General features: G+C 73.1%; 10 protein-coding genes and 2 pseudogenes. 2 read left to right on the plus strand and 10 right to left on the minus strand.

Annotated elements, in window-relative coordinates:
* Positions 1–2,925 carry an endo-1,4-beta-xylanase gene (locus tag ACBR40_RS31085; RefSeq protein WP_371251061.1) on the minus strand — a complete coding sequence of 975 codons (2,925 nt, stop codon included), beginning with the start codon at positions 2,923–2,925 and terminating at the stop codon, positions 1–3.
* 194 nt (positions 2,926–3,119) lie between these two features.
* Between ACBR40_RS31085 and ACBR40_RS31090 the strand changes: the two genes are divergently transcribed.
* Positions 3,120–5,378 (plus strand): pectinesterase family protein, encoded by a 2,259-nt coding sequence (locus tag ACBR40_RS31090; protein WP_371251062.1) that lies wholly within the window; start codon positions 3,120–3,122, stop codon positions 5,376–5,378.
* 47 nt (positions 5,379–5,425) lie between these two features.
* Here the strand turns inward: ACBR40_RS31090 and ACBR40_RS31095 are convergent, their stop codons facing one another.
* The 6 genes and pseudogenes from ACBR40_RS31095 to ACBR40_RS31120 all read right to left on the minus strand — a co-directional run.
* On the minus strand, positions 5,426–8,659 hold the full coding sequence (locus tag ACBR40_RS31095; RefSeq protein WP_371251063.1) for a hypothetical protein: 3,234 nt from the start codon (positions 8,657–8,659) through the stop codon (positions 5,426–5,428).
* On the minus strand, positions 8,656–10,047 hold the full coding sequence (locus ACBR40_RS31100) for a glycoside hydrolase family 43 protein (protein WP_344204706.1): 1,392 nt from the start codon (positions 10,045–10,047) through the stop codon (positions 8,656–8,658). The genes ACBR40_RS31095 and ACBR40_RS31100 overlap by 4 nt, the downstream gene beginning before the upstream one ends.
* A gap of 189 nt (positions 10,048–10,236) precedes the next feature.
* Positions 10,237–10,533: a molybdopterin dinucleotide binding domain-containing protein gene (locus ACBR40_RS31105; protein WP_371251207.1), complete on the minus strand. Its 297-nt coding sequence runs from the start codon at positions 10,531–10,533 to the stop codon at positions 10,237–10,239.
* A gap of 363 nt (positions 10,534–10,896) precedes the next feature.
* Positions 10,897–12,908: pseudogene (locus tag ACBR40_RS31110) on the minus strand (molybdopterin-dependent oxidoreductase); the annotation flags it as partial.
* A complete protein-coding gene (locus ACBR40_RS31115) occupies positions 12,905–14,182 on the minus strand; it encodes an NADH-ubiquinone oxidoreductase-F iron-sulfur binding region domain-containing protein (protein WP_371251208.1) in 1,278 nt (425 codons plus the stop codon). The pseudogene ACBR40_RS31110 and the gene ACBR40_RS31115, both read right to left, overlap by 4 nt.
* Before the next feature lie 21 nt (positions 14,183–14,203).
* Positions 14,204–14,551, minus strand: a pseudogene (locus tag ACBR40_RS31120) (NAD(P)H-dependent oxidoreductase subunit E); the annotation flags it as partial.
* A 236-nt stretch (positions 14,552–14,787) separates the two neighbouring features.
* On the opposite strand from ACBR40_RS31120, the gene mgtA reads away from it, so the two are divergent.
* Positions 14,788–17,475 carry a magnesium-translocating P-type ATPase gene (mgtA, locus tag ACBR40_RS31125; RefSeq protein ID WP_371251064.1) on the plus strand — a complete coding sequence of 896 codons (2,688 nt, stop codon included), beginning with the start codon at positions 14,788–14,790 and terminating at the stop codon, positions 17,473–17,475.
* Here the strand turns inward: mgtA and ACBR40_RS31130 are convergent.
* From ACBR40_RS31130 to ACBR40_RS31140, 3 genes are all read right to left on the minus strand, one after another.
* On the minus strand, positions 17,421–19,367 hold the full coding sequence (locus ACBR40_RS31130; RefSeq protein WP_371251065.1) for a GTP-binding protein: 1,947 nt from the start codon (positions 19,365–19,367) through the stop codon (positions 17,421–17,423). The two genes, mgtA and ACBR40_RS31130, sit on opposite strands and share 55 nt — an antisense overlap.
* Positions 19,368–19,499: 132 nt before the next feature.
* Positions 19,500–21,992: a PEP/pyruvate-binding domain-containing protein gene (locus ACBR40_RS31135; RefSeq protein ID WP_371251066.1), complete on the minus strand. Its 2,493-nt coding sequence runs from the start codon at positions 21,990–21,992 to the stop codon at positions 19,500–19,502.
* Positions 21,985–22,704 carry a TetR/AcrR family transcriptional regulator gene (locus tag ACBR40_RS31140; protein ID WP_371251067.1) on the minus strand — a complete coding sequence of 240 codons (720 nt, stop codon included), beginning with the start codon at positions 22,702–22,704 and terminating at the stop codon, positions 21,985–21,987. Before ACBR40_RS31140 ends, ACBR40_RS31135 begins: the two co-directional genes overlap by 8 nt.
* Positions 22,705–22,753: the final 49 nt, after the last annotated feature.

Consider the following 22,753-nt stretch of genomic DNA (forward strand, 5'->3'; position numbering starts at 1 on the left):
TCAGGTCAGCCGCAGCACCCCCCAGTGGCTGGTGTCGAGGTAGCTGCGCCCGGTGGCGTCGTTCCAGGTGGCGGCGGCGGTGCGGGCCGCGCCGGTGGCGTCGTTGACCTGCACGTCGAAGCCGAGCAGCGTGCCGGGCCGCAGCGTCGCGGTCGGCACCGCGATGGCGGCCTCGACGACGTAGCCGCCGGGGACGGTGCGGGTCACGGCCTTGAGGTTGTCCTTGACGCCGGCCGCGTCGAAGGTGCCGCCGACGGTGAGCCGGCCGGAGAAGCTGACCCGGTACTGCCCGTCGTCGTCGGTGTAGCCCTTGGTCTTGCCGTTGCCGGGGTCGACGAAGATCTCGACGGAGTCCTGCTCCCAGGCGTTCGGCGACTCCTCGCTGAGCGCGGGGTCGGTGACCTGGGCGAGCACGTACAGCGTGGAGCCGTTCCACAGCGACCGGACCGTGGCGGTCGCCCCTGACGTGCCCTGGATCCAGGTGCCGGTGCGGATCTCGGGCGCGGCCTGCCAGGCCGGCTCCGCCACGCCGTCGAGGACGGGCGCGCGGTGGGTGGCGGTGGTGAGCTTCACGGCGGGCGCGGGGGTGACCTTCCCGGTCCAGGAGACGGCGGTGCCGCCGTCGCGTACGGTGACGTCCACGTCCGTGCCCTTGGGGACCAGGGCCTCGACGCGGTAGCCGGTGGGGGTCGGCCGGGCCGCGGCCTTGTGCCCGCCCGACCGGGTGACGGTCCGGGCGACGCCGTCCACGGTGAACGTCACCCGGTCGGCGGCCGAGACGCTGCGGTCGGCGACCTCGGCGAGCACGTACATGCCGGCGGCCGTGGTGCGGGCCTGGAAGCCGGCCGACACCTCGCCCACGCGCGCGATCGGGGCGTCGGGCAGCAGGTCCCACTGCTGGTCGCGCTTGCCGTCGAGGACGACCTCGCCGGCCGGGGCCTCCAGGCGGCGCACCCGGGGCGGCAGCTTCGACGGGTTGGCCACGCCCCAGTACGCGGGCTTGGCCTGGAGGTCGCGGTCGAACAGCAGCGGCGCGTTGAGCCGGTTGATCGGCCAGGTGTTGAGCCAGCTCACGTCGTCGGACTCGCCCCAGACGGTGACGGAGGTGAGGTGCGCGGCCTGCCGGCGGAAGACGTCGAACAGCTCCATGTAGCGGTGGCCCTGCTCGGCGATCAGCTCGCCGGGGATGGGGTCGTAGGAGGAGACGAAGTCGGTGTAGACGCTGACGTCGAGCTCGGTGACCTGCTGCTCGACGCCGAGGCCGGCGAAGCGCTCGATGGTGTCCTCGACGGAGGAGGCGGGCGGCTGCTCGATGTTGAGATGGAGCTGGTGGCCGACGCCGTGGATCGGCACGCCCTCGGCCTTGAGCCGCTTGACCAGCGCGTACAGGGCCTCGCGCTTGCGCGGGAACTCGGTGTTGTAGTCGTTGATGAACAACTTGGCGGCCGGGTCGGCCTCGTGGGCGACACGGAAGGCGGTGCGGATGAAGTCGAGGCCGGCGATCTCGTACCAGGGCGAGCGGCGCAGGCCGTCGGGCTGGTTCTCGTCCACGACCTCGTTGACGACGTCCCAGGCCGCGATCCTGCCCTTGTAGCGGGTGACGAGGGTGCGGACGTGGCTCTCCAGGCGGTTCAGCAGGGTCTGCTTGTCGGCCCCCTCGAACACCCAGGCCGGGGTCTGGCTGTGCCAGGCGAGGGTGTGGCCGCGGATCGTCATGCCGTGCCGCTCGCCGAAGGCCACGAGGTCGTCGGCGTCGGCGAAGGCGTACTCGCCCTCGCGGGGCTCGGTGGCGTCCCACTTCAGCTCGTTGCCGGGGGTGATGCCGTTGAAGTGCCTGGCCAGCAGCTCGCCGTGGACGCCGAAGGTGTCGGGGCGGGTGAGCGCGGAGCCCAGGGTGAAGGGCACGCGGTCCTTCAGCGCCGGGATGTCGGTCTGGATCGGCTTGGGCGCGACGTAGGTCAGCGCGAAGTCGTCGAGGTGGAAGGGGAAGGTGCCGGTGTCGGACTCGACGTACAGGCTGAGGAAGTCGACGTCGCGCGAGAGCGTGTACGTCCCCGCGAGCCGCACCCACTCCCCCGCCGGGACGTCCGTGGGCGGCACGATCTGCTCGTAGCTGGGCGTGCCCGCGGTGCGCCGCTCGATCGACAGGCCGAGCCGGCCGGAGTCCACGCCGGCGCCGAGCCTGACCCACACCGACACGTCGTACTTGTCGCCCTTGCCGAGGCGGCCGAGGACGTTGAGCGCCGGGCCGTCCCAGGAGGCGGAGCGGCCGGTGACGGCGAGGCTCCGGGCGCCGCCGTGGGCGGCCTCGGCGGTGGCGGCGAGGGCGGCGGAGGCGCGCGGCGACCAGTCCTGGGTGGTGCCGTCCTCGAAGTCGGCGGCGATCGGCTCGCGGGTGGGGTCGCCCTGCGGGGCGAGCACGACGTCGTCGAGGTGGTAGCGGCCGGTGGCGTCGTCGCTCTCGGCGTAGAGCTGCAGGTCGGTGGAGTCGGCGGTGAACAGGTACGCGCCGGCCAGGCGGACCCACGCCCCGTCGGTGACGGTGGCGGCGGCGACCCGCTCGTACGTGGTCTCGCCCCCGGCGGGGGTGCGCTGCACGGTGAGCGCGATCGTCGCGGCCGGCTGCCCGGCGGCGAGCCGGGCGTAAGCGCTCACCCGGTAGGTGACGCCCTTGACGAACGGCGCGGCGAGCGAGGCCCCGTGCCAGTTCGCGGTGCGGCCGGTGACGAGCAGCGAGGCGGCGCCGCCGTGGGCGGCCTCGGTCGTGGCGGCCACGGAGACGCCGTCGCCGCGCGGGCTCCAGCCCTGCGTGGTGCCGTCCTCGAAGTCGTAGACGTGATCGGCGGCGGCCCGCGCGGGCGCGGCGGCCGCGAGGAACAGGACGGGCAGGAGTAAGGCCACCAGGGCCCGGAGGAGGGTGCGCACGGCGCTCCTGAAAGTTTCAGAAATCTCCCGATAAATGGCAGGCGGACTGTAGAGCCGGACGGCAGGGCGGTCAACACTCCTGCAACCGCTTGTTGCAGCAAACATGCAGTTTTACTGCATCCATTGACGGGTCAGCGGGGTTACGCGAACGTTTCATGCAACCGATTGCCGCACCACCCTCTGCGAGGTTGCGCATGCGACTTCTGTTACTCCTCCCCCTGCTGCTGACCCTCACCGCGACCCCCGCCGAAGCCCAGGGGCGGACCACGATCGTGGTCGCCGCCGACGGCACCGGCGACCACACCACCGTGCAGGCCGCGGTCGACGCCGTCCCCTCGGGCAACAGCCGCCCGGTCACGATCCTGGTCCGCAAGGGCACCTACCGGCAGCAGGTGGTCATCCCGCCCGACAAGCCGTACATCTCCCTCGTCGGGGACACCCGCGACCCGCGCGAGGTGGTGCTGACCTTCGACGTCTCCGCCGCCACGCCGAAGCCGGACGGCTCGGGCCCGTACGGCACCTCGGGCAGCGCGTCGTACGTGATCAGCGCCCCCGACTTCACCGCACGCAACCTCACCTTCGAGAACGCCTACGACGAGGCCGCGAACGGCCCCAGCCAGGCCGTCGCCGTCCGCACCACCGGCGACCGCCAGGTCTACGAGAACGTACGTTTCCTCGGCAACCAGGACACCCTCTACGCCAACACGGCCTCCGCCACCACGACCGCCCGCCAGTACTTCCGCGACTGCCACGTGGAGGGCGACGTCGACTTCATCTTCGGCCGCGCCACCGCCGTCTTCGACAACTGCGTGATCAGATCGCTCGACCGGGGCAGCGCCGACAACAACGGCTACGTCACCGCCGCCAGCACCGAGCTCGCCAACCCCTACGGCTTCCTCATCTACCGCAGCCACCTGGTCAGCGACGCCCCGGCGCGCAGCGTGCACCTCGGCCGCCCGTGGCCGGCGGGCGGCTCGGCGACCGCGCGCGGCCAGGTGCTGGTGCGCGAGTCGTGGCTGGGCCAGCACGTCAAGGACGCCCCTTGGACCGACATGTCCGGGCTGAGCTGGCGGGACGCCCGCCTGTCGGAGTACCGCAACGAGGGGCCCGGCGCGTCGGCCGGCGCGGACCGGCCGGCGCTCACGCCCGCGCAGGCCGCCGCCTTCACCCCGGAGCGCTACCTCGCGGGCGCGGACGGCTGGAACCCGGTGCGCCGCACGCCGCCGCGCCCCGGCCCGCGCGAGCTCCGCGAGCTCGGCCGCCAGGTGCTGCCCGCCGACGACGGCTGGGCCGCGGCCACCACGGGCACCACCGGCGGGTCGGCCGCCCGCCCCGAGAACGTGCACGTGGTCACCACCCGCGCCCAGCTCAAGGCCGCGCTCGGCGACCCCGCCGACAACACGCCGCGCATCGTCTACGTCAAGGGCGCCATCGACGCCGACACCGACGACTCCGGCCGCCCGCTGACCTGCGCCGACTACGCCGTGGACGGCTACAGTCTCGACGCCTACCTCGCCGCCTACGACCCGGCGGTGTGGGGCAGGACGAGCGTGCCGTCCGGGCCGCTGGAGGAGGCGCGCAAGGCGTCGTACGCCAAGATGGCCGAGCACGTCACCGTCACGATCGGCTCCAACGTCACCCTGGTCGGCCTCGGCCGCGACGCCGCGCTGAAGAGCTTCGGCCTGCGGATCAGCGGCGCCGACAACGTCATCGTCCGCAACCTCACCATCACCGACACCTCCGACTGCTTCCCGCAGTGGGACCCGACCGACGGCGCGGAGGGCAACTGGAACGCCTCGTTCGACAACGTCGAGGTCTCCGGCTCCACGCACGTCTGGCTGGACCACAACACGCTGAACGACGGCGACAACCCCGACTCGGGCCAGCCGCTGCACTTCGGGCGGCCGTACCAGGTGCACGACGGGCTGCTCGACGTCGTGCGCGGCTCGAACTACGTGACGCTGTCCTGGAACCACCTCAGCGGCCACGACAAGGTCATGCTCATCGGCAACACCGACAACCCGGCGCGTTACGCCGAGGAGGACAAGCTCAAGGTCACCCTGCACCACAACTACTTCGAGGGCCTCGGGCAGCGCACGCCCCGGGTGCGCTTCGGGCAGGTGCACGTCTACAACAACTACGTCACCGGCGGGCCCGGCCACGTCTACAGCATCGGCGTGGGCGTCGGCTCGCGGGTGTACGCCGAGGCCAACGCCTTCGACGGCGTCCCGGCGGCGAAGGTGCTGACCGTCTTCGGCGGCACGGCGATCACCGCGCGGGACAACCTCGTGGACGGCCGGCCGGCGGACCTGGTGGCGGCCTACAACGCGGCCAACGGGGCCGCGCTCGGCGCCGACGCCGGCTGGACGCCCGCCCTGGTCGGCCGGAAGCATCCGGCCGGGGCGCTCAAGGCGCTGGTGCCGGCCGGCGCGGGCGCGGGACGGCGGCTGTAGGAGCGGGAGGGCCCGCCGGTCGGCGGGCCCTCGTCAGTCAAGGGAACTCAGGATCCGTACGCCTTCACCTCCAGGAGCCCGACGCTGCTGGAGCCGTTGCCGGTGAGCAGCACCCGCAGGCGCGTGGTGCCGGTCGCGGTGAAGGTCACGTTGTTGTAGGCGTTCTTGGTCAGCGTGTACGCCGACGCGCCGGGCACGTCCACGTACGCGCTGCCGTTCCAGTACTGGAGCTTCCACGACGCCGGCATGTCGATGCCCTGCTCGTCGTCGAAGAAGTACACCTCAGCCCGGTTGAGCGTGCGCGAGGAGGACCAGGTCAGGTCCACCCACTGTTGCCCGGTCTCCGGCCAGCAGCCCCAGCGCGGGTTGACGGTGTCGTTCGACGAGGGCGGGTCGATCCCGTCGTTGACCGCGGCCACGCTCTCCCAGGAGGAGGTGTTGGACGCGCTCGCCGTGGCGGAGGTCGCGAGGTTGGCGGACGGCTGGACGCCGCCCCTGTTGTGCACCTTGATCTCGGTGAGGCCGGTCCGCGCGCCGGAGGCGGCCGTGGCCAGCACCCGCACCCGCTGCGCGGTGACGGCGGGGAACTGCACCACGTTGTAGTTGGCGCGCGGCGTGGCCGGGTTCTTCGCCTGGGAGGGCACGCTGACCCAGGCGCTGCCGTTGTGGTACTGGATGTCGTAGGAGGCCGGGGCCCGGTAGGTCGTGCTGGCCGGGCGGCTGTCCTTGAAGTAGAGCCGCACCTCGTTGAACGTGCGGGCGGTGCCGAAGTTGAGCTCGTACCAGTCCTGGCCCGCGGTGGTGCCGCCCCAGAACGGCTCGTTGATGGGATAGCCGTCCACCGCGCCGGCCGTGGTGCTGCCGGAGGCGGTGGTGGAGGCCGTGGCGGTGGCGCCGGCGGCCAGGTTGGCGAGGTCGGCGGTCAGGTCGACGCCGGCCTTGGCGAGCAGGTCGACCATGCGCGCGCTGGTCTGGCTGACCTGGGCGGGAGCCTGCAGCCCCGGCACGGCGACGTTGTAGGAGACGGTGCCGGAGGTGGTGACGGCCCCGGTGGCCGGGTCCCAGGTGAACGGCACCAGCGACGACACGGTGGCGACGCGGCTGCCGTTGATGAAGATCGAGTAGCCCTGGGGCACGCCCGGGTAGCGGACGACGCCGTCGGCCGGGTCGTCCCAGACGATGGTCAGGTCGGCGTTGCGGTAGCGCAGGTTGTTGACGGTGAAGTGGGACCAGCCGATGTTGATCGGCGACAGCTCCACCTTGGCGTCGTTGCGCGGGCGCAGGCCGGCGACGTCCTCGATCACGGTCCAGTTGCTGCTGCCCAGGATGTTGTGGTGGATCCAGGAGCGGTAGGTGATGGACGAGCCGTTCCAGTCGGCCCAGAACTCGTTGGCGTCGGGCCACTGGGTGTTGCCGCCGACGTACTGGGCCCAGGCGTTCCAGTAGAGCAGCTTCTTGTACCAGGTCGGGTCGATCCACTCGTTCGGGTAGTTGCGCAGCACCGAGGAGAGCAGCCGGAACTGCACGGTCGAGTTGATCGTGGAGAAGTTGTTGCTGCCGGTGCCCGAGGCCGCCTTGTCGGCCTGGTTCGCGGTGTAGAAGGGGAAGATCGGGTACTGCGCGGGGTCGTCGAACAGGCGCAGCGCCTGCTTGTACGTCGCCGTGTTCGGGATCGCGCCGACCGCGAACGGGTAGTAGTTGTTGATCTCCTTCCACGGCACCCACTCGTTGGTGGACTTCAGCCGGTGCTCGAACAGTTGCCGGCTCGGGTTCCACAGCACGCCGACGATGGCGTTCTGGATCTGGGTGGCGAGGTTGCGCATCTCGGTGGCCTTGGCCGTGTTGCCGATGGCCTCGTACGCCTGCGCGGCGGCGAGGGCGCCGCTGTACTGGTAGGCGGACTCGGCGCGGTCCATGCGGCCGGGCTTCCAGTGGAAGGAGACGGCGTCGGCGTCGTTGCCGGTGAGCGCGCCCCAGTCGTACTCGATGAGCTTGTTGTTGTCGGTGTCGTAGTAGGAGAGCTGGCCCTTGACGTCCTGCTCGGCGTAGCGGGCGAGGTTGGCGGCGATGCCGGGCTGGCCGCCGTGGATCTGGTAGCTCTTCCACGCGGCCTCGGCGATGTACTGGGTGTAGCTGTTGGACCAGTTCTCGGGGTCGCCGGGGTTGTCGAGGAAGCGGCCGTTCTTGGAGGTCTGGCCGACGCTGAGCCAGTCGCCGTAGGCGTAGGCCGGGTCACGCAGGTATTTCAGGTCGTCGATGTGCATGGGCTGGGTCAGCGCGATGGCGTTGTTGTAGCCGAGCACGCCCTCCATCGACGTCGGGAACTGGAAGGTCTGTCCGGGGATGTCCGCGTCGAGGTGGTTGTAGCGCATCAGCCACCAGCGGTAGTAGATGTTCTTCTTGATGCCGGGCTCGGGCACGTCGATGTAGGGGACGTTGTCGGCCCACCAGCGGTTGTACGCGCGCACGTGCGTGGCGAACGCGGTGGCGGGCGTGTAGCCGGCGTAGGCGTCGTACTCGGTGCGCGAGGCCGGGATCTCGTTGGTGACGAAGCCCATCACGACCTTGACGGTCACAGTGGCGCCGGCGGCGACGGTGACCGAGCGGTTGAGCCCGCCGCTGGAGACCGTGAAGCCGTCGCCGGTGAGCCTCGGGTAGAGCGTGGTGAGGTTGTTGTAGGCGTTGACCTGGCCGGTCAGCTCGCTGCCGCTGCCCGTGGTCGCGTACGGCGAGGTGGCGCGCAGCTGCAGCGTGGTCGAGGCCGAGCCGCCGTTGGTGATGGCGAGGTTGGCGACGGCCACGTTGTTGTCGGTGATGAACTTGGTCTGGTCGATCGTCACCGAGCCGGAGGTGTGCCGGCTCTTCCAGTAGCTCGGCGCCTGCCAGCGGGAGTTCACCTGCTCGGTGAAGGTGCCGGGCGTGACGGCCACGGTGAACGCATTGGCGTTGCTGATGCTCTCCCAGTACGCCACCTGCCCCGCGAAGCCGAGCGTGCCGGGCGTGTGCGTCTTCATGAACAGCGCCCGGCCGCGCGTCATCAGCCAGGTGCCGGCCGGGTCGTTGCCGGGCCGGGCGAGCAGCCGGTCCATCCAGAAGTCGGTGCCGGAGCTCTCGGCGTCGTAGATGGCCCGCATCGCGTTGCCGGTCGTGTACGTGCCCGGCGGGGCCGGGACGGCCGGGCCGCTGAAGGTCGGATAGCCGATGGTCTGGTCGGCGTTGGCCGGGGCGCCCGCCACGACCAGGCCCGCGACCAGCAGAAGAGCGGTCAGGACACGTCTCACGAGAAGGCCCTCCATTCGAGGACGCCGGTCGAGTAGCCGGTGCGCGAGGTGATGTTCAGCCGGAGCCTGGTGGTGCTGATCGAGGGGAAGGTGGTGGCGTTGAAGGTGTTCGCGGCGACGCCGCAGCCCGACTGGCCGGGGACGTCGGCGTAGGCGCTGCCGGTCCAGTACTGCACCCGGCAGGAGGCGGGCAGGTCGATGCCCTGGTCGTCGTCGAACCAGTAGACCTCGGAGCGGGAGACCGTCTGGGCGGTGGGCCAGCGGTACTCGATCCACTCGGTGCCCTGGTGGTTCCAGTTGCCGTAGGCGCCGTGGCTGTGGTCGGCCGAGTTCGCCGGGGTGTAGCCGTCGTTGACCGCGGCCAGCGTCTCCCACGGGGAGACGTACGAGGTGGAGGCGGCAGCGCTCGCGGCGAGGTTGCCCGGGGTGACCGGCCCGCCGGTCTGCACGACCTTCTGCATGGTGCCGTCGGCGTTGAAGTACAGCTTGTCGATGGTCACCGAGCGGCGGAAGTTGCCGCCGCCGGGGCTGGAGGCGTTGTGGTAGACCATGTACCACTGGCCCTTGAACTCGATGATCGCCGGGTGGTTGGTGGTCGAGCTGACCTGGTCGAGCACGACGCCGCGGTGCGTCCACGGGCCGAGCGGGTTGCTCGCGGTCGCGTAGCGGATGCAGGCGTAGCCGGGCGCGGAGCAGGCCGAGTCGTTGGCGGCGTAGGCGAGGTAGTAGACGCCGTTGCGCTTGAACATCCAGGGGGCCTCCCAGAAGTTCGTCACGCCGCTCGGGGTGATGACCGAGCCGCTCAGCGAGGTCATGTTGCTGGTGAGGCGGGCGGCGCGCAGGCCGTAGTAGGAGCCCCAGTACATGTAGACCTGGCCGTCGTCGTCGGTGAAGACGGTGGGGTCGATGTTGAGCGGCGAGGAGTTGGGGGTGCTGTCGCTGACCAGCGGGCCGCCCTTGGCGTCGCGGAACGGGCCGAGCGGGGTGTCGCCGACCGCGACGCCGATGTCCATCCAGCCGGCGCCGTTGCCGTTGACGGGGACGTACCAGTAGTACTTGCCGTCCGCGCCGCGCTCGACCTCGCCGGCCCAGGCGTCCGCGCCGGCCCAGGAGAAGTTGGAGATGGCCAGCTTGGCGCCCTGGTCGGTGAAGGTGGCGGCGTCGGAGGAGGTGAAGACGTGCCAGTCGCGCATGACGAAGTTGGTGCCGCCGGTCGGGGCCTCGTCGTGGCCGGTGTAGAGGTACAGGGTGTCGTTCACGACCAGCGCGGCCGGGTCGGCCGTGTAGATCGCGGTGGTGATCGGCGCGCCCGCGAGCGCGGGGGGCGCGGTGCCGAGGAGGAGGAGCAGGAGTGCCGCGGCGAGGGCCGCCGCCCGTCGTCGTCTCATGGGGGGTGTGCTCCCTTTTCTGTTAGCGCTAACATCCATTCCGAGGAGACCTAAAAGGTTTTCGGGAACGTAAACCGGCGGCGGCGGGCTGTCAATGCGTCACTGCTATGGCTTGCATGCGCCCCTACCTGCGACTTCAAGGACTCATGGCCACTGATCAGCGAGCGAGTGTCATGTTACGATTCGATCTCACCGAAAAGGCTTTCGGAGACATACGGCGGTGACCTTGTACTCGGGGCACGAGGTGACGGTGTCCGCGTGGCTGGAGATCAGCGCGTTCACCCGGCTGGCGGCGAAGTGGAAGGCGCAGAACACCTGGCCGCGGAGGACCTCCTCGGTGACCCGCGCCGTCAGCGTGGCCTGCCCGTGCCGGCTCTCCACGAGCACCGGATCGCCGTCGCGGAGGCCCGCGCGGGCCGCGTCGGCGGGGTGCAGATCGAGGTGGTCCGTCGGGTCGATCTCGACGGCGCCGCTCCGCCGGGTCATGGTGCCGGAGTTGTAGTGCGCCCAGCGACGGCCGGTGACGAGGATCAGCGGGTAGTCGTCGTCGGCGGCCTCGCCCGGCGGCAGGTAGGGACGGGCGGCCAGCCGCGCCAGCCCGTCGGCGGTGGCGAAACGGTCCTGGTAGAGCCGGCTCACCCCGGGCCGGCCGGCCTCGGGACACGGCCAGGGCACGGCTCCCTCCCGGTCCAGCCGCTCGTGCGAGATCCCGGCGAAGACGGGAGCCACCCGTCCGCACTCCGCCAGCGCCGCGGCGGGCGTCGGGCAGCCCAGGTCCGCCCCGAGCGCCGCGGCGACCGCGTGCACGATGGCGAAGTCGGCGCGTGCCTCGCCGGGCGGCGGGAGCGCGGGGCGTACGCGCTGGAAGCGCCGGTCGAAGTTGACGAAGGTGCCGTCCTTCTCCAGCCAGGAGGCCGCCGGCAGGACCACGTCGGCGCGGCGGGCGGTCTCGGACAGGAAGAGCTCCTGGCTGATGACGAGCGGGCAGGACTCCAGCGCCTCGACGACCCGGTTGGCGTCGGGGTCGGTGGTCGTCACGTCCTCCCCGACGATCCACAGCACCCGCAGGTCTCCCGCGCGGGCCGCCGCGAACATCTCCGGGATCCGCAGGCCGTCGTGGCCGGGCAGCCGGACACCCCACACCTGCTCGGCCCTGCCGCGCGCGACCGGGTCGCGGACCTTGCCGTAACCGGGCAGCAGGTCGGGCAGCGCGCCCATGTCGGAGGCGCCCTGGACGTTGTTCTGGCCGCGCAGCGGGTTCACGCCGAACCCGCGCCCGGTGCCGACCGCGCCGCGCAGGATCGCCAGGTTCGCCAGCGTCCGTACGCCGTCGGTGCCGTGCAGGTGCTCGGTCACGCCGAGCCCGTACAGGATCGCGGGGCGCTCGGCCCGTCCGTAGAGCCGCGCGGCGGCGACCAGGTCCGCCTCGGGCACCCCGGTGATCGCGGCCACCCGGCCGGGCGGGTGATCGTCGAGGACCGCGGCCAGCTCGGGCAGCCCGGCCGCGCGGCGCCGCAGGAAGTCCTCGTCGATCAGGCCCTCGGCGAGCAGGACGTGCGCGAGCCCGTTGAACAGGGCGACGTTCGTTCCGGGCCGGGGTCTCAGGTGCACGTCGGCGTGGCGGGCGAGCCCGACGGCGCGGGGTCCGCGACGACCAGCCGCGCGCCGCCCAGCACCTGACGGAGCAGCCGCGCGCCGACCACCGGGTGCGCCTCGGCGGGGTTGGCGCCGGCCACGAGCAGGCAGTCGGCCCGCTCCACGTCCTCGAAGGCGTCGGTGCCGCCCGCCAGGCCGAACGTGGCGGTGAGCCCGGCGGCCGACGGCGAATGGCACAGGCGGGAGCAGTTGTCGATGTTGTTGGTGCCGACGACCGCGCGCATGAGCTTCTGGAGCAGGTAGTTCTCCTCGTTGGTCGAGCGGGCCGAGGAGATCGCCGCCACCGAGCCCGGCCCCGCCCCGGCGACGGCGTCGCGGATGCCGCGGGCGATGTGCGCCAGCGCCTCCTCCCAGCTGACCGGCTCAAGGCGGCCGGAGCGCCCGCGCAGCAGCGGCCGGGTGAGCCGGTCGCCGGCGCGCAGGAACCCGTGGGCGAAGCGGCCCTTGACGCAGGCGTGGCCGCGGTTCACCGGACCGTCGCCGGCCGGGCGTACCGCGGCGACCTCGCCGTCGCGGGTGAGCACGTCCAGGGCGCAGCCGACGCCGCAGTACCCGCAGGTGGTGCGGGTACGGGTGAGCGCGCCCAGCCAGGACCCCGCGGGCAGTCCTGGCTCGGTGAGCGCGCCGGTCGGGCAGGTGTCCACGCAGCCCCCGCAGGAGACGCAGTCGGAGTCCGCCCAGAGGCCGCCGGTGCCCGGCGCGACCACGGTCTCCGATCCCCTGCCGGTCAGCGTGAGCGCGAACGTGCCCTGGACCTCGGCGCACATGCGTACGCACCGGCCGCAGGCGATGCAGAGGTCCCGGCCGAGCCGGACGAACGGATGGCTGTCGTCCCGGCCCCTTTCCGCGCCGCCTCCGGCGCTCTCCGGGCCGATGCCGAGCTCCCGGCAGGTCCTGGCCAGCTCGCCGTCGCCGTCCAGCGCGTACGGCGGAAGCACCGAGACGATCAGCTCCACGGCGTCCCGGCGCAGGCCGCGCAGCTCCTCCCCCTCGACGGTCACCTCGGCGCCCTCGGCCGCCGGGGTGACGCAGGCCGCCACGACGCGCCCGTCCACCCGCACCGAGCATGCCCGGCAGGAGCCGACGGGCGTGAGCCGGTCGTCATGGCAGAGCGTGGGCACACCGAGGCCGGCCGCGCGTACGGCCGACAGCAGCGACGCCCCGGTGGGGACGTCCACCGGACGGCCGTCCACGGTCACCCTCATCCGCCCCACCCCCGCAGCCGCTCCCCGTACGCGCGGACCAGGCCGCGCACCGCGTACGGCAGCCGCCGGCCGAACGCGCACAGGCTGGCCTCGCCCATCACCCGCAGCATGCGGCCGTAGGCGTCGCCAGGAGGAACCCCGGAGCGCACCCGCTCCAGCCCTCGCCGCGAACCGACCCGGCAGGGCGAGCAGGCGCCGCAGCTCTCGGCCGCGGCGAACTCCCACACGTGCCTGAGCACGTCCAGCGGCTCGATCCGCCCGTCCACGGCGACCAGCCCGGCGTGGCCGAGCGCCGCGCCGAGGCCCGCCAGATCCCGCTCGGTGAGCGGGACGTCCAGCTCCCCCTCGGCGAGGAACCCGCCCAGCGGGCCGCCGACCTGCAGCACCGCCAGCTGGGCCCCGTCCCGCAGCCCGCCGCCCAGCTCGGTGACGATCCGCCGGACCGGGGTGCCGAGCTCGACCTCGTGGCAGCCGGGACGGGCGAACCGTTCGGACAGGCAGACCAGTTTCGTGCCGGTCTCCCCGGGCGTGCCGCGGCGGGCGTAGGCGGCGCCGCCGCGGCTGACGATCCACGGCACCGCGGCCAGCGTCTCCACGTTGTTGACCACGGTCGGGACGTCCCACAGTCCCCGGTCCGTGGGGTACGGAGGCCGGGCCCGCGCGCAGCCTCGGCCGCCCTCCAGCTCGGCGATCAGCGCGGTCTCCTCGCCGGCGACGTACGAGCCGGCGCCCGCCACCACCTCGATCTCCAGGTCGGCGCCGCCGCCGTGCGGCCGGCGGCCGAGATGGCCGTCCGCGCGGGCCCGCTCCACCGCCTCCCGCATCAGTGCCAGCGCCCGCGGATACTCCGAGCGGACCAGCACGAGTCCGCGACGCGCCCCGCAGGCGAAGCAGGCCAGCGCCAGCCCCGCGAGCACCCGCGCCGGATCGGCCTCCATGAGCAGCCGGTCGGCGTAGGAGCCGGGGTCTCCCTCGTCGCCGTTGGCGATCACCACGGTGCCGGGCGAGCCGCCCGCCGCCGCCCATTTGGCCGCCACGGGGAAGCCGGCCCCGCCTCGGCCGCGCAGCCCGGAGGCCGCCACCTCCGACAGGACCACCTCGGGGCTTCGCCGGCTCACGGTCTCCGCCCAGATCAGCCACGGGTCCTCGTCGCCCAGGACGCCCGCGAGCACCACCGGGTCGCCCGTGGCGTCGGCCGCCGGGATGGGCGGCGCGTGCGGCCGGGCGCGCCCGGCGAGCTGGTCGGCGAGGTCCGGCCCCGCGCAGACCGTCACGCCGTCCAGCGCGGCCGGTCCCCCGTAGCAGTAACCGAGACAGCGGACGGTCCGCAGGGACACGCCGGGATCCGGGTCGCGGTCGTCGTCGGCGGTGACGCCGAGCGCGTGCTCGTCGGCAATGACGCCGAGCGCGCGCTCGACGGCGGGCAGGTGCCGGCCCGCCTGGGCCGCGAAACACGCCGTAGCGGTGCAGACCCGCACGTGGCGGCGTCCGTGCGGCGTCGCCAGGTCGGCGAAGTAGGTGGCGGGCCCGAGCCCGGCGGCCGCGGGCAGCCCGAACCTGCGGGCGACCTCGGGCGCCCACCTAGCGGGCGGTCCCGCGTGCTCGGCGGCAGCGGCGGCGAGCGCGTCGAGCAGCCGGGCGCCCGGCCGTCCGCGCCGATCGGCGAGTGCGCGGAACGCGTCAAAAGGGTGGCTTCACGGATTGTGCATGCCCGTTTCCCTCATATCGGACACCCGAGACAGGAGGGGAGGGCAAGAGTTTCCTCCGCAGCGGGACTCGTACCGGCGGGCCCGGGGAAGCTCCTCCGGGAGGACCGGACGGGAGGCGACGGTGAGAGACGACCAGGCCGGCCGGCGATGATCCGCCTCCGGCAGGTGACGTGACGGGGGCGGACGCGCTGGAGGTCGGGACCGCGGCGGCGCTGCCGGTGGACGAGGTGCTGGCCCGGCTGGGCGGCACGACCGGCGGCCTCAGCCAGGCGGAGGCCGAGCGCCGCCTGACCACGGTGGGGCCGAACGCGCTGCGCACCCACCGGGCGCGCCGCGCCGCGGTGCTGGCCCGTCAGTTGCGCTCGCCCCTGCTGGTCCTGCTCGCCGTCACCGCGGCCGCGTCGTTCTTCCTCGGTGAACGGTCGGACGCCCTGATCATCGGGGTCATCCTGGCGGCCTCGGTCGGGCTCGGGTTCGTCAACGAATACCGCGCGGAGAAGGCCGCCGAGGCGCTGCACTCCCAGATCCGGCACCGCTGCCTGGTACGGCGCGACGGCCGGCCCCGGCTCGCCGACGTGACCTCCCTGGTCCCGGGCGACCTCGTGGAGCTGCGGCTGGGCGACATCGTGCCGGCCGATCTGCGGCTGGTGTCGGTGACGGAGCTGGAGTGCGACGAATCGGTGCTGACCGGCGAGTCGATGCCCGTCGTGAAGACCTCCGAGGCCGTGAGCGCCGGCGCCGCACTGGCCGACCTGCGAAGCTCCGCCCTGATGGGCAGCGTGGTGCACGCCGGGTCCGGGACCGGCGTCGTCGTCGCGACGGCGGGACGGACCGAGTTCGGGCGGATCGCGCTCCGGCTCGGCGAACGCCACCCGGAGACCGAGTTCCAGATCGGGCTGCGCAGGTTCTCCATGCTGCTGGTACGGGTCGCCGCCGCGCTCACCGCCGCCATCTTCGCCATCAACCTCGTCCTGGACCGCCCGGTCCTGGACGCGCTGCTGTTCTCCCTGGCGATCGCCGTCGGCATCTCCCCGCAGTTGCTGCCCGCCGTCGTCTCGACCAGCCTGGCGGCCGGCACCCGGCGCCTGGCGCAAAGCCGGGTGCTGGTCAAACGCCTGGTCTGCATCGAGGACCTGGGTGACATCGAGGTGCTGTTCACCGACAAGACCGGAACCCTCACCGAGGGTCGGATCAGCTTCATGCGCTCGCTCGGCCCGGACGGACGCCCCGCCGACGACGTGCTCGTACTCGGCCTGCTGTGCAACGAGGCCGCCGCCTCCGACGGGCAGGGCCGTGTCGTGAGCGGGAATCCCCTGGACGCCGCCCTGTGGGAGGCCCCCGCCGCCGGCGTCCTGCGAGCGTCGGCGGCCCGCTGCCGGCGGCTCGCCCTCGTGCCCTTCGACCACGAGCGGCGTACCGCGTCCGTGCTGGTCGAGGACGACGACGGCCACCGCGTGATCATCACCAAGGGTGCTCCCGAGGCCGTGCTGGAGCGCAGCTCCCCCATCGGCGACCAGGCGAAGGCCATGCTCGAAGCCGAGTTCGCCGCGGGCAACCGCGTGGTGGCGGTGGCCACCCGGCCGCTGCACGGAGCCGACGCCCGGCGGACGACGCTCACCCCGGCCGACGAGCACGACCTCACCTTCCGCGGCCTCCTGGTCTTCCTCGACCCGCCCAAGGCCGGCGCGCCACAGGCGCTGGACCGCCTCACCGGCCTCGGCGTCACCGTCAAGGTCCTCACCGGCGACAACCCCACGGTCGCCGCCAAGCTGTGCGCCGACCTCGGCCTGCCGGGCGGACGGGTGCTGACCGGCCAGGACGTCGAGGCGGCCGACGACGCCCACCTGGCCACGCTCATCGGGCAGAGCACGGTCTTCGCCCGCGTCACCCCCGAGCACAAGGCCCGCATCGTGCGCGTCCAGCGGCGCGGCGGCCTGGACGTGGCCTTCCTCGGCGACGGCGTCAACGACGTGCTCGCGCTGCACGCCGCCGACGTGGGCATCTCCGTCGAGACGGCCACCGACGTCGCGAAAGACGCCGCCGACGTGCTGCTGCTGGAGAAGAACCTCGACATCCTGGCCGACGGCGTCCTCCAGGGCCGCCGGATCTTCGGCAACACCATGAAGTACGTCCTGATGGGCACCTCCAGCAACTTCGGCAACATGTTCTCCGCCGCCGCGGCCTCGGCGTTCCTGCCCTTCCTGCCGATGCTGCCGTCCCAGATCCTGCTCAACAACCTGCTCTACGACGCAAGCCAGCTCGCCATCCCCACCGACACCGTGGATCCCGAGCGGCTGCGGCGGCCCTCCCGCTGGGACGTGCGGCTGATCCGGCGGTTCATGCTGTTCTTCGGCCCGATCAGCTCGCTGTTCGACTTCGCCACCTTCGCGGTCATGCTGGGCCTCTTCCAGGCCGGCCCGCCGCTGTTCCGCACCGGCTGGTTCGTCGAGTCCCTCGCCACCCAGGTCCTGGTGATCTTCGCCATCCGCACCAGGCGGGTGCCCTTCCTCCGCAGCCGGCCCAGCGTCCCGCTGCTGCTGGCCGCCCTGGGCGTCGTCGCCGTCGGCGCGCTCATCCCCGCCGCGCCCTTCGCCGCCGCCCTGGGCTTCCGGCCGCTGCCCGGGCCGTTCTTCCTCGTCCTCGCCCTGATGGTGGCCGCCTATCTCGTGCTCATCGAGCTCGGCAAGCTCTGGTTCTACCGGGGCGTGCCCCCGGCCCCCGCCGGGCGTGAGCGTACGCCCGCCCACGCCGCGCACCGCAGGGCCCACCGCTTCACCATCCCGGCCGCCCTCCCGCCTGGCGGTCACACCCGCCGCCGCACGCGCAGCAGGTACTCCTTGCGGTCGAGCGGGTCGTGACCGAGGCGGGGGCGGGCGGGGGCCGGGCCGCGTACGGGGCGGTAGCGCTCGAAGGCGCTGTCCAGCACCCCCTCCCCCCGGGTCAGGCCGGGCAGGCGCTGCCCCAGCTCGTGCACCCGCGCCGCCGGGATCTCCCCCTCGATCAGGCCCGGCCCCTGCGCGCGGGGGACCGCGCCGAGCCGGGCCAGCACCGGCAGCACCTCGCCGGTCGTGTCGGCGGGCAGCTCCAGCGTGAAGCGGTGCACCGGCTCGCACACCACGGTCCCGGCCCGCCGCAGCGCCTCCATGACGACCAGCGGCGTCAGGGCGCGGAAGTCGCCGGCCGTGCTCGACATGCTCTTGTCGAACACGCCGCCCGAATGGCTCTGCCTGGCCCAGTAGCCGGAGTGGGTGAGCGTGACCACGCAGTCGATCACCTGCCACCCGCGCAGTCCCTGCCGGAGCGTCTCGTGCACCGTCTCCTCGATGGTGCGCATGAACGCGTACGGCAGCGAGCCCAGCTCCACCTCCAGCCGGAACGCCACCCCGCCGCCCGGCGGACCCGGCTCGACCCGCAGGCCGACCGTGGCGAGGAACGGGTTGGGGTCCACGGCGATCAGCTCGACGGCGGCGCCGGAGCCGACCGGGCGCTCGACGCAGATCGTGGTGCTCTTCATGAAGGAGACCTCCAGGCCGTCCTCCTCCAGCAGGGTGGCCTGGATGACCTCCTTCTGGACCTCGCCGTAGAGGGTCAGCGAGACCTCGCCGCGCGCGTCGTCCTGGCGCAGGCCGATGAGCGGGTCCTGCTCGGCGAGGCGGGTCAGGGCGAGCAGCAGCGCGCCCCGGTCGGCGGGGCGGGCCGGCCGCACCACGGTCTCCAGGGTGGGCGGCGCGAAGTGGCCCTCCCCGGCTCGGGGCGGCGGCTCGCCCAGCGGGTCGCCCACCCGTACCGCGTCGAGACCCCGCAGGCGGGCGATCTGACCGGCGGCGACCGACCCGCGGGAAGCGGGGATGCTGAGGACGTCCATGCCGGTCACGCGGGCCTCGCCGCCGCCCGGCAGGCGGAGGCGGTCGCGGACGCGCAACGTCCCGGAGAACAGGCGCGCGTAGGCGAGCTTCTCGCCCGCCGGGCCGCGCTCGACCTTGAACACCGCCCCCGAGACCGGCCCGCCGGGATCGCCGCCGGCGGCGGGCAGCAGCTCGCGTACGCCCGCCACCAGGTCGTCCACCCCGGCCCCGGTGATGGCCGAGCCGAAGAACACCGGGTGCACCAGGCTCTCGCGGGTCTGGGCGGCGAGCGCGGCCCGCATCCGGGCGGGCGGCACGGCCCCGCCCCGCACGTACGCCGCCAGCAGCGCGTCGTCGTGCAGCGTGACCACGTCGAGCAGCTCCGCCCCGCCGTACGGGACGAAGGCCGCCTCCGGGGTGCCCGCGCCAGCGACCTCGCCCATGGCGGCGACCGGCAGCGCCAGCCGGGAGGTCAGCTCCTCCAGCACGGCGCGGGGCCGCGCGCCCCGGCGGTCGATCTTGTTGACGAAGACCAGCGCGGGGATGCCGAGCCTGCGCAGCGTCCGCATGAGCACGCGGGTCTGCGCCTGCACGCCCTCGACGGCGGAGACCACGAGCACCGCGCCGTCGAGCACGTTGAGCACCCGTTCGACCTCGGCGATGAAGTCGGGGTGGCCGGGGGTGTCGATGAGGTTGACCGTGGTGTCGCCGACGGCGAACGAGACCACGGCCGATCTGATGGTGATGCCGCGCCGGCGTTCCAGGTCGAGCGTGTCGGTCTGGGTGCTGCCGTCGTCGACGCTGCCGAGCTCGTCGATGACCCCGGCGGCGAGCAGCAGCCGCTCGGTCAGGCTCGTCTTGCCCGCGTCCACATGCGCGAGAATTCCCAGGTTGAGCGTGTGCAACGAACGTCATGTCCTTCGATGGGTGCGGTCCTGTGACGGAGGGACACGACAGTCGCTCGCATTTTCTGCTCCTTTCCTGGGGTTCCCGGCCAGCAGACCAGAGGGCCCGGCCCGGGGGCAACCGATTAAAACTCAGCCGAGAAGCTCGACGGTGCCGCGTTCGCCGTCCACGCGGACGCGGTCGCCGTCGCGCAGGCGCATGGTGGCGTTGCCGGTGCCGACCACGGCCGGGATGCCGAGCTCGCGGGCCACGATGGAGGCGTGCGACAGCGGCGCGCCGAGGTCGGTCACGACGGCCGCGGCGCGCGGGAACATCGGCGTCCAGCCCACGTTGGTGAGCGTCGTCACCAGGATCTCGCCGGGCTTCAGCCGGTCGCCCTCGTCCGGGCCCGCGAGCACCCGGGCGACGCCCTCGACCACGCCGGGCGCGCCGGGGAAGCCGGTCACGGCGTCGCCGACGGGGGCGAGGCCGCCGCGGGCGTCGTACACGTCGGCCCGCCGGTCGGGGTCGGCCGCCCAGCGCACCGGGTCGAAGTGCCCGACGATCAGCACCGGGTACGGCGGCAGCGCCGCGTACCGTTCGTAGGCGGCCCGCCGCGCCGGCACCCGCTCCAGGCCGGCGGCGTCGCCGCGCAGCAGGCCGAGCAGCTCCTCCAGGGACAGGAAGAAGACGTCGTCGCCGTGCCCGGTCAGCTCCCCCGCGCGCAGCGTGAACGCCCGCAGCACCCAGAAGGCGCGCATGGTCTCCGAGCGCGCCTCCTCCCGGTCGCGGACGACCGCGCCCCAGCGGCGCACCCGCTCGCGCATCCGCGCCTCCCGGCCCGGGTGGCGGGCGGCGAAGCGCGCCCACGCCTCCTCCCTGGCCCGCTCCTGCCGGGCGAGCAGCGCCTCGGTGTCGGTGCGCAGGTCGCGCAGCCCGGCGAGCTGGGCGTCGATCCACGCCGGGTCCTCGCCCGGCCGCGGCTTCGACACCTCGAACTCGTGCGGCCCGCGGTGCCCGTACGCGGCCGCGAACTCCTCGCGGGTGATCTCGCCGCGGGCCAGCCGGGACAGGCCGAGGAGCAGACCCATGCTGGCGAGCCCGCCGCCCGCGTCGACGCCGGACAGCATGGCCTCGGCGTCGCCCTCGCCGGCCAGCTTGCGCAGCTTGTCGCGGGTCCAGACGAGGGTGCCGCCGCCCTGACGGCCGGCCGCCTCCAGCATCCGGCAGGCGGTGACCACGTGCGGGCGGATCTCGCGCTCCCACAGCCCGGCCAGCTCGGGGGCGGTGGGGGTGGCGGCGACGCGGGCGCGCAGCTCCTCACAGCGCCGCCGGGAGGAGGCCAGGAAGGCGGGCATGGCCTTGAGGTTCGTACGGACCCGCCGCTGAAGGCCCACCGCCATCGGCAGCACCCTTCTGATGATCTCCCAGCGGGACAGGGCCACCTTCGGCACGTCCAGTCCCGGCGGCAGCTTGCCGAAGACGTTCTCCGTCGCGGAGGTCCGCTTGGCCATGCCCATCGCGGCCGCGATCGTGTGGACGGTGCTGAGGTTCATGTAGAACCGGCCGCCGATGTTGCCGACCATGTCGAAGCCGGGCAGCGCCGAGGCGGACATCGCCTCGTGGATGAACAGCCGCACGTACGACCAGGTGATCGGCGTCATCACGTCGGGGATGGCCTCGCCGAGGTTGCCCGCGGTCCACAGGTATTCGCCCTTGAGGCTGTCGTTCCACTCCTCCGGGCGCGCTCTGAGCCCGGTGATCGGGCGGGCCTGGAGGACGGCCAGGGTGCCGTCGGCGCGGCGGGCCCACTCGACGTCCATGGGGACGCCGTACAGGTCCTGGACGCGCGTCCCGAGCGCGGCCAGCTCGGCCGCCTGCGCGGCGCTCAGCACGGGGGCGCGGCGCAGCTCGGCGGGGACCGGCCGGTCCTCGGTGCCGTCGGGCGTGCGCACGGTCATGACGGTCTTGTCGCCGACCTGCTCGCGGACGACCGCGCCGCCGCGCAGCACGAGCGTGTCCGGGGTGACCTGCCCGCCGACGACCGCCTCGCCGAGCCCCCAGGAGGCGTTGATCACGGTCTCGTCGAGCGCGCCGGTCACCGGGTCGGCGGTGAACATGATCCCTGCGGCGTCGGCGTCCACGAGCTCCTGCACCACCACGGCGAGCGCCACGTCGTCGTGCGGGACGCCGTTCCTGTCGCGGTAGGCGATCGCGCGGGCGTTCCACAGCGAGGCCCAGCAGCGCAGGACCGCCGGCAGGAGTCCGTCGCCGCGGACGTTGAGAAAGGTGTCCTGCTGGCCGGCGAAGGACAGCTCCGGCAGGTCCTCGGCGGTCGCCGAGGAGCGCACCGCCACGGCGACGTCGTCGCCGAGCCCCGCGTACGCCTCCCTGATCGCGGCCGCGACCTGGTCGGGGATCTCGTGCCGGGCGAACAGCGCGGCGGTGCCCTCCGGGTCACGCGGGTCGATCTCGTCGCGGAAGCCCGCCACGAACGCGCGGTAGGCCGCGGTCGTCACGTGGAACCCGCGAGGCACCGGCAGCCCGGCCCGCGCGAGCCTGGCCAGCGACGCCCCCTTCCCGCCCGCCAGGGCCAGGTCGGCGGCCGGGTCGTCCAAGGGCAGCACCAGGTTCACGTCACTCACACTCCTCGTTCCCGAGCGAGGCCGCGAGCCGGCGGCGGGCGACCTCCTCCATGGCGTCCAGGATGTCCGCGGTCGCCTCGGCGACGGCCCGCCGGTCCGCCTCCGGCAGGGCGCGGCCGGTGGACATGGCCCGCTCCACGGTGTCGGTCACCAATGCGGCGATCCGCTCGTCGGGCAGCCGCGCGCTCTCGGGCAGCAGGTCCGGCAGGGCGATGAAGCCGTACACGATGGAGCTGATCACCGTCAGGTGGTCGCCGGGCTCGGCGCGCACCGCGCCGTGCCCGATCAGCCGGGCGATGTAGGTGTCGAAGGGGCCGCCCAGCTCCAGGCCGGTGCGGCTGGTCCGCTTCATGCGCGTGAGCTTGCCCAGCACCTCGTCGTCGCCGAGCAGGACCGCGCGCAGCAGGGGGCGGTTCAGCGTCTCGCGGACCAGGCCGCCGAACAGCTCGGGCAGCGTGGCCGGCGCGCTCGCCCTGATGCCGTCGAACAGGTGGACCCGCTCGCGGCGCAGCAGCGCCGCGAAGAGCTGGTCGCGGGTCCTCCAGTGCAGGTAGATCGTGCCCTTGGCGACGCCGGCGCGGCGGGCCACGTCGTCGATCGTGGTCTTGTCGTAGCCCCAGCGCAGGATCAGCTCGGCGGCGGCGTCGAGGATGCGGTGCGCGCGTTCGAGCTGGCGCGCCGGGTCCTGCGGCGGTCGTCCGGCTTTGGCCATCCGGTTCCCCCCATTTGTTTGACTGTATGAAACTATCTGGTCAATAAAT

The organism is Nonomuraea sp. AD125B (assembly GCF_041402765.1).
GTDB classification, from domain to species: domain Bacteria; phylum Actinomycetota; class Actinomycetes; order Streptosporangiales; family Streptosporangiaceae; genus Nonomuraea; species Nonomuraea bangladeshensis.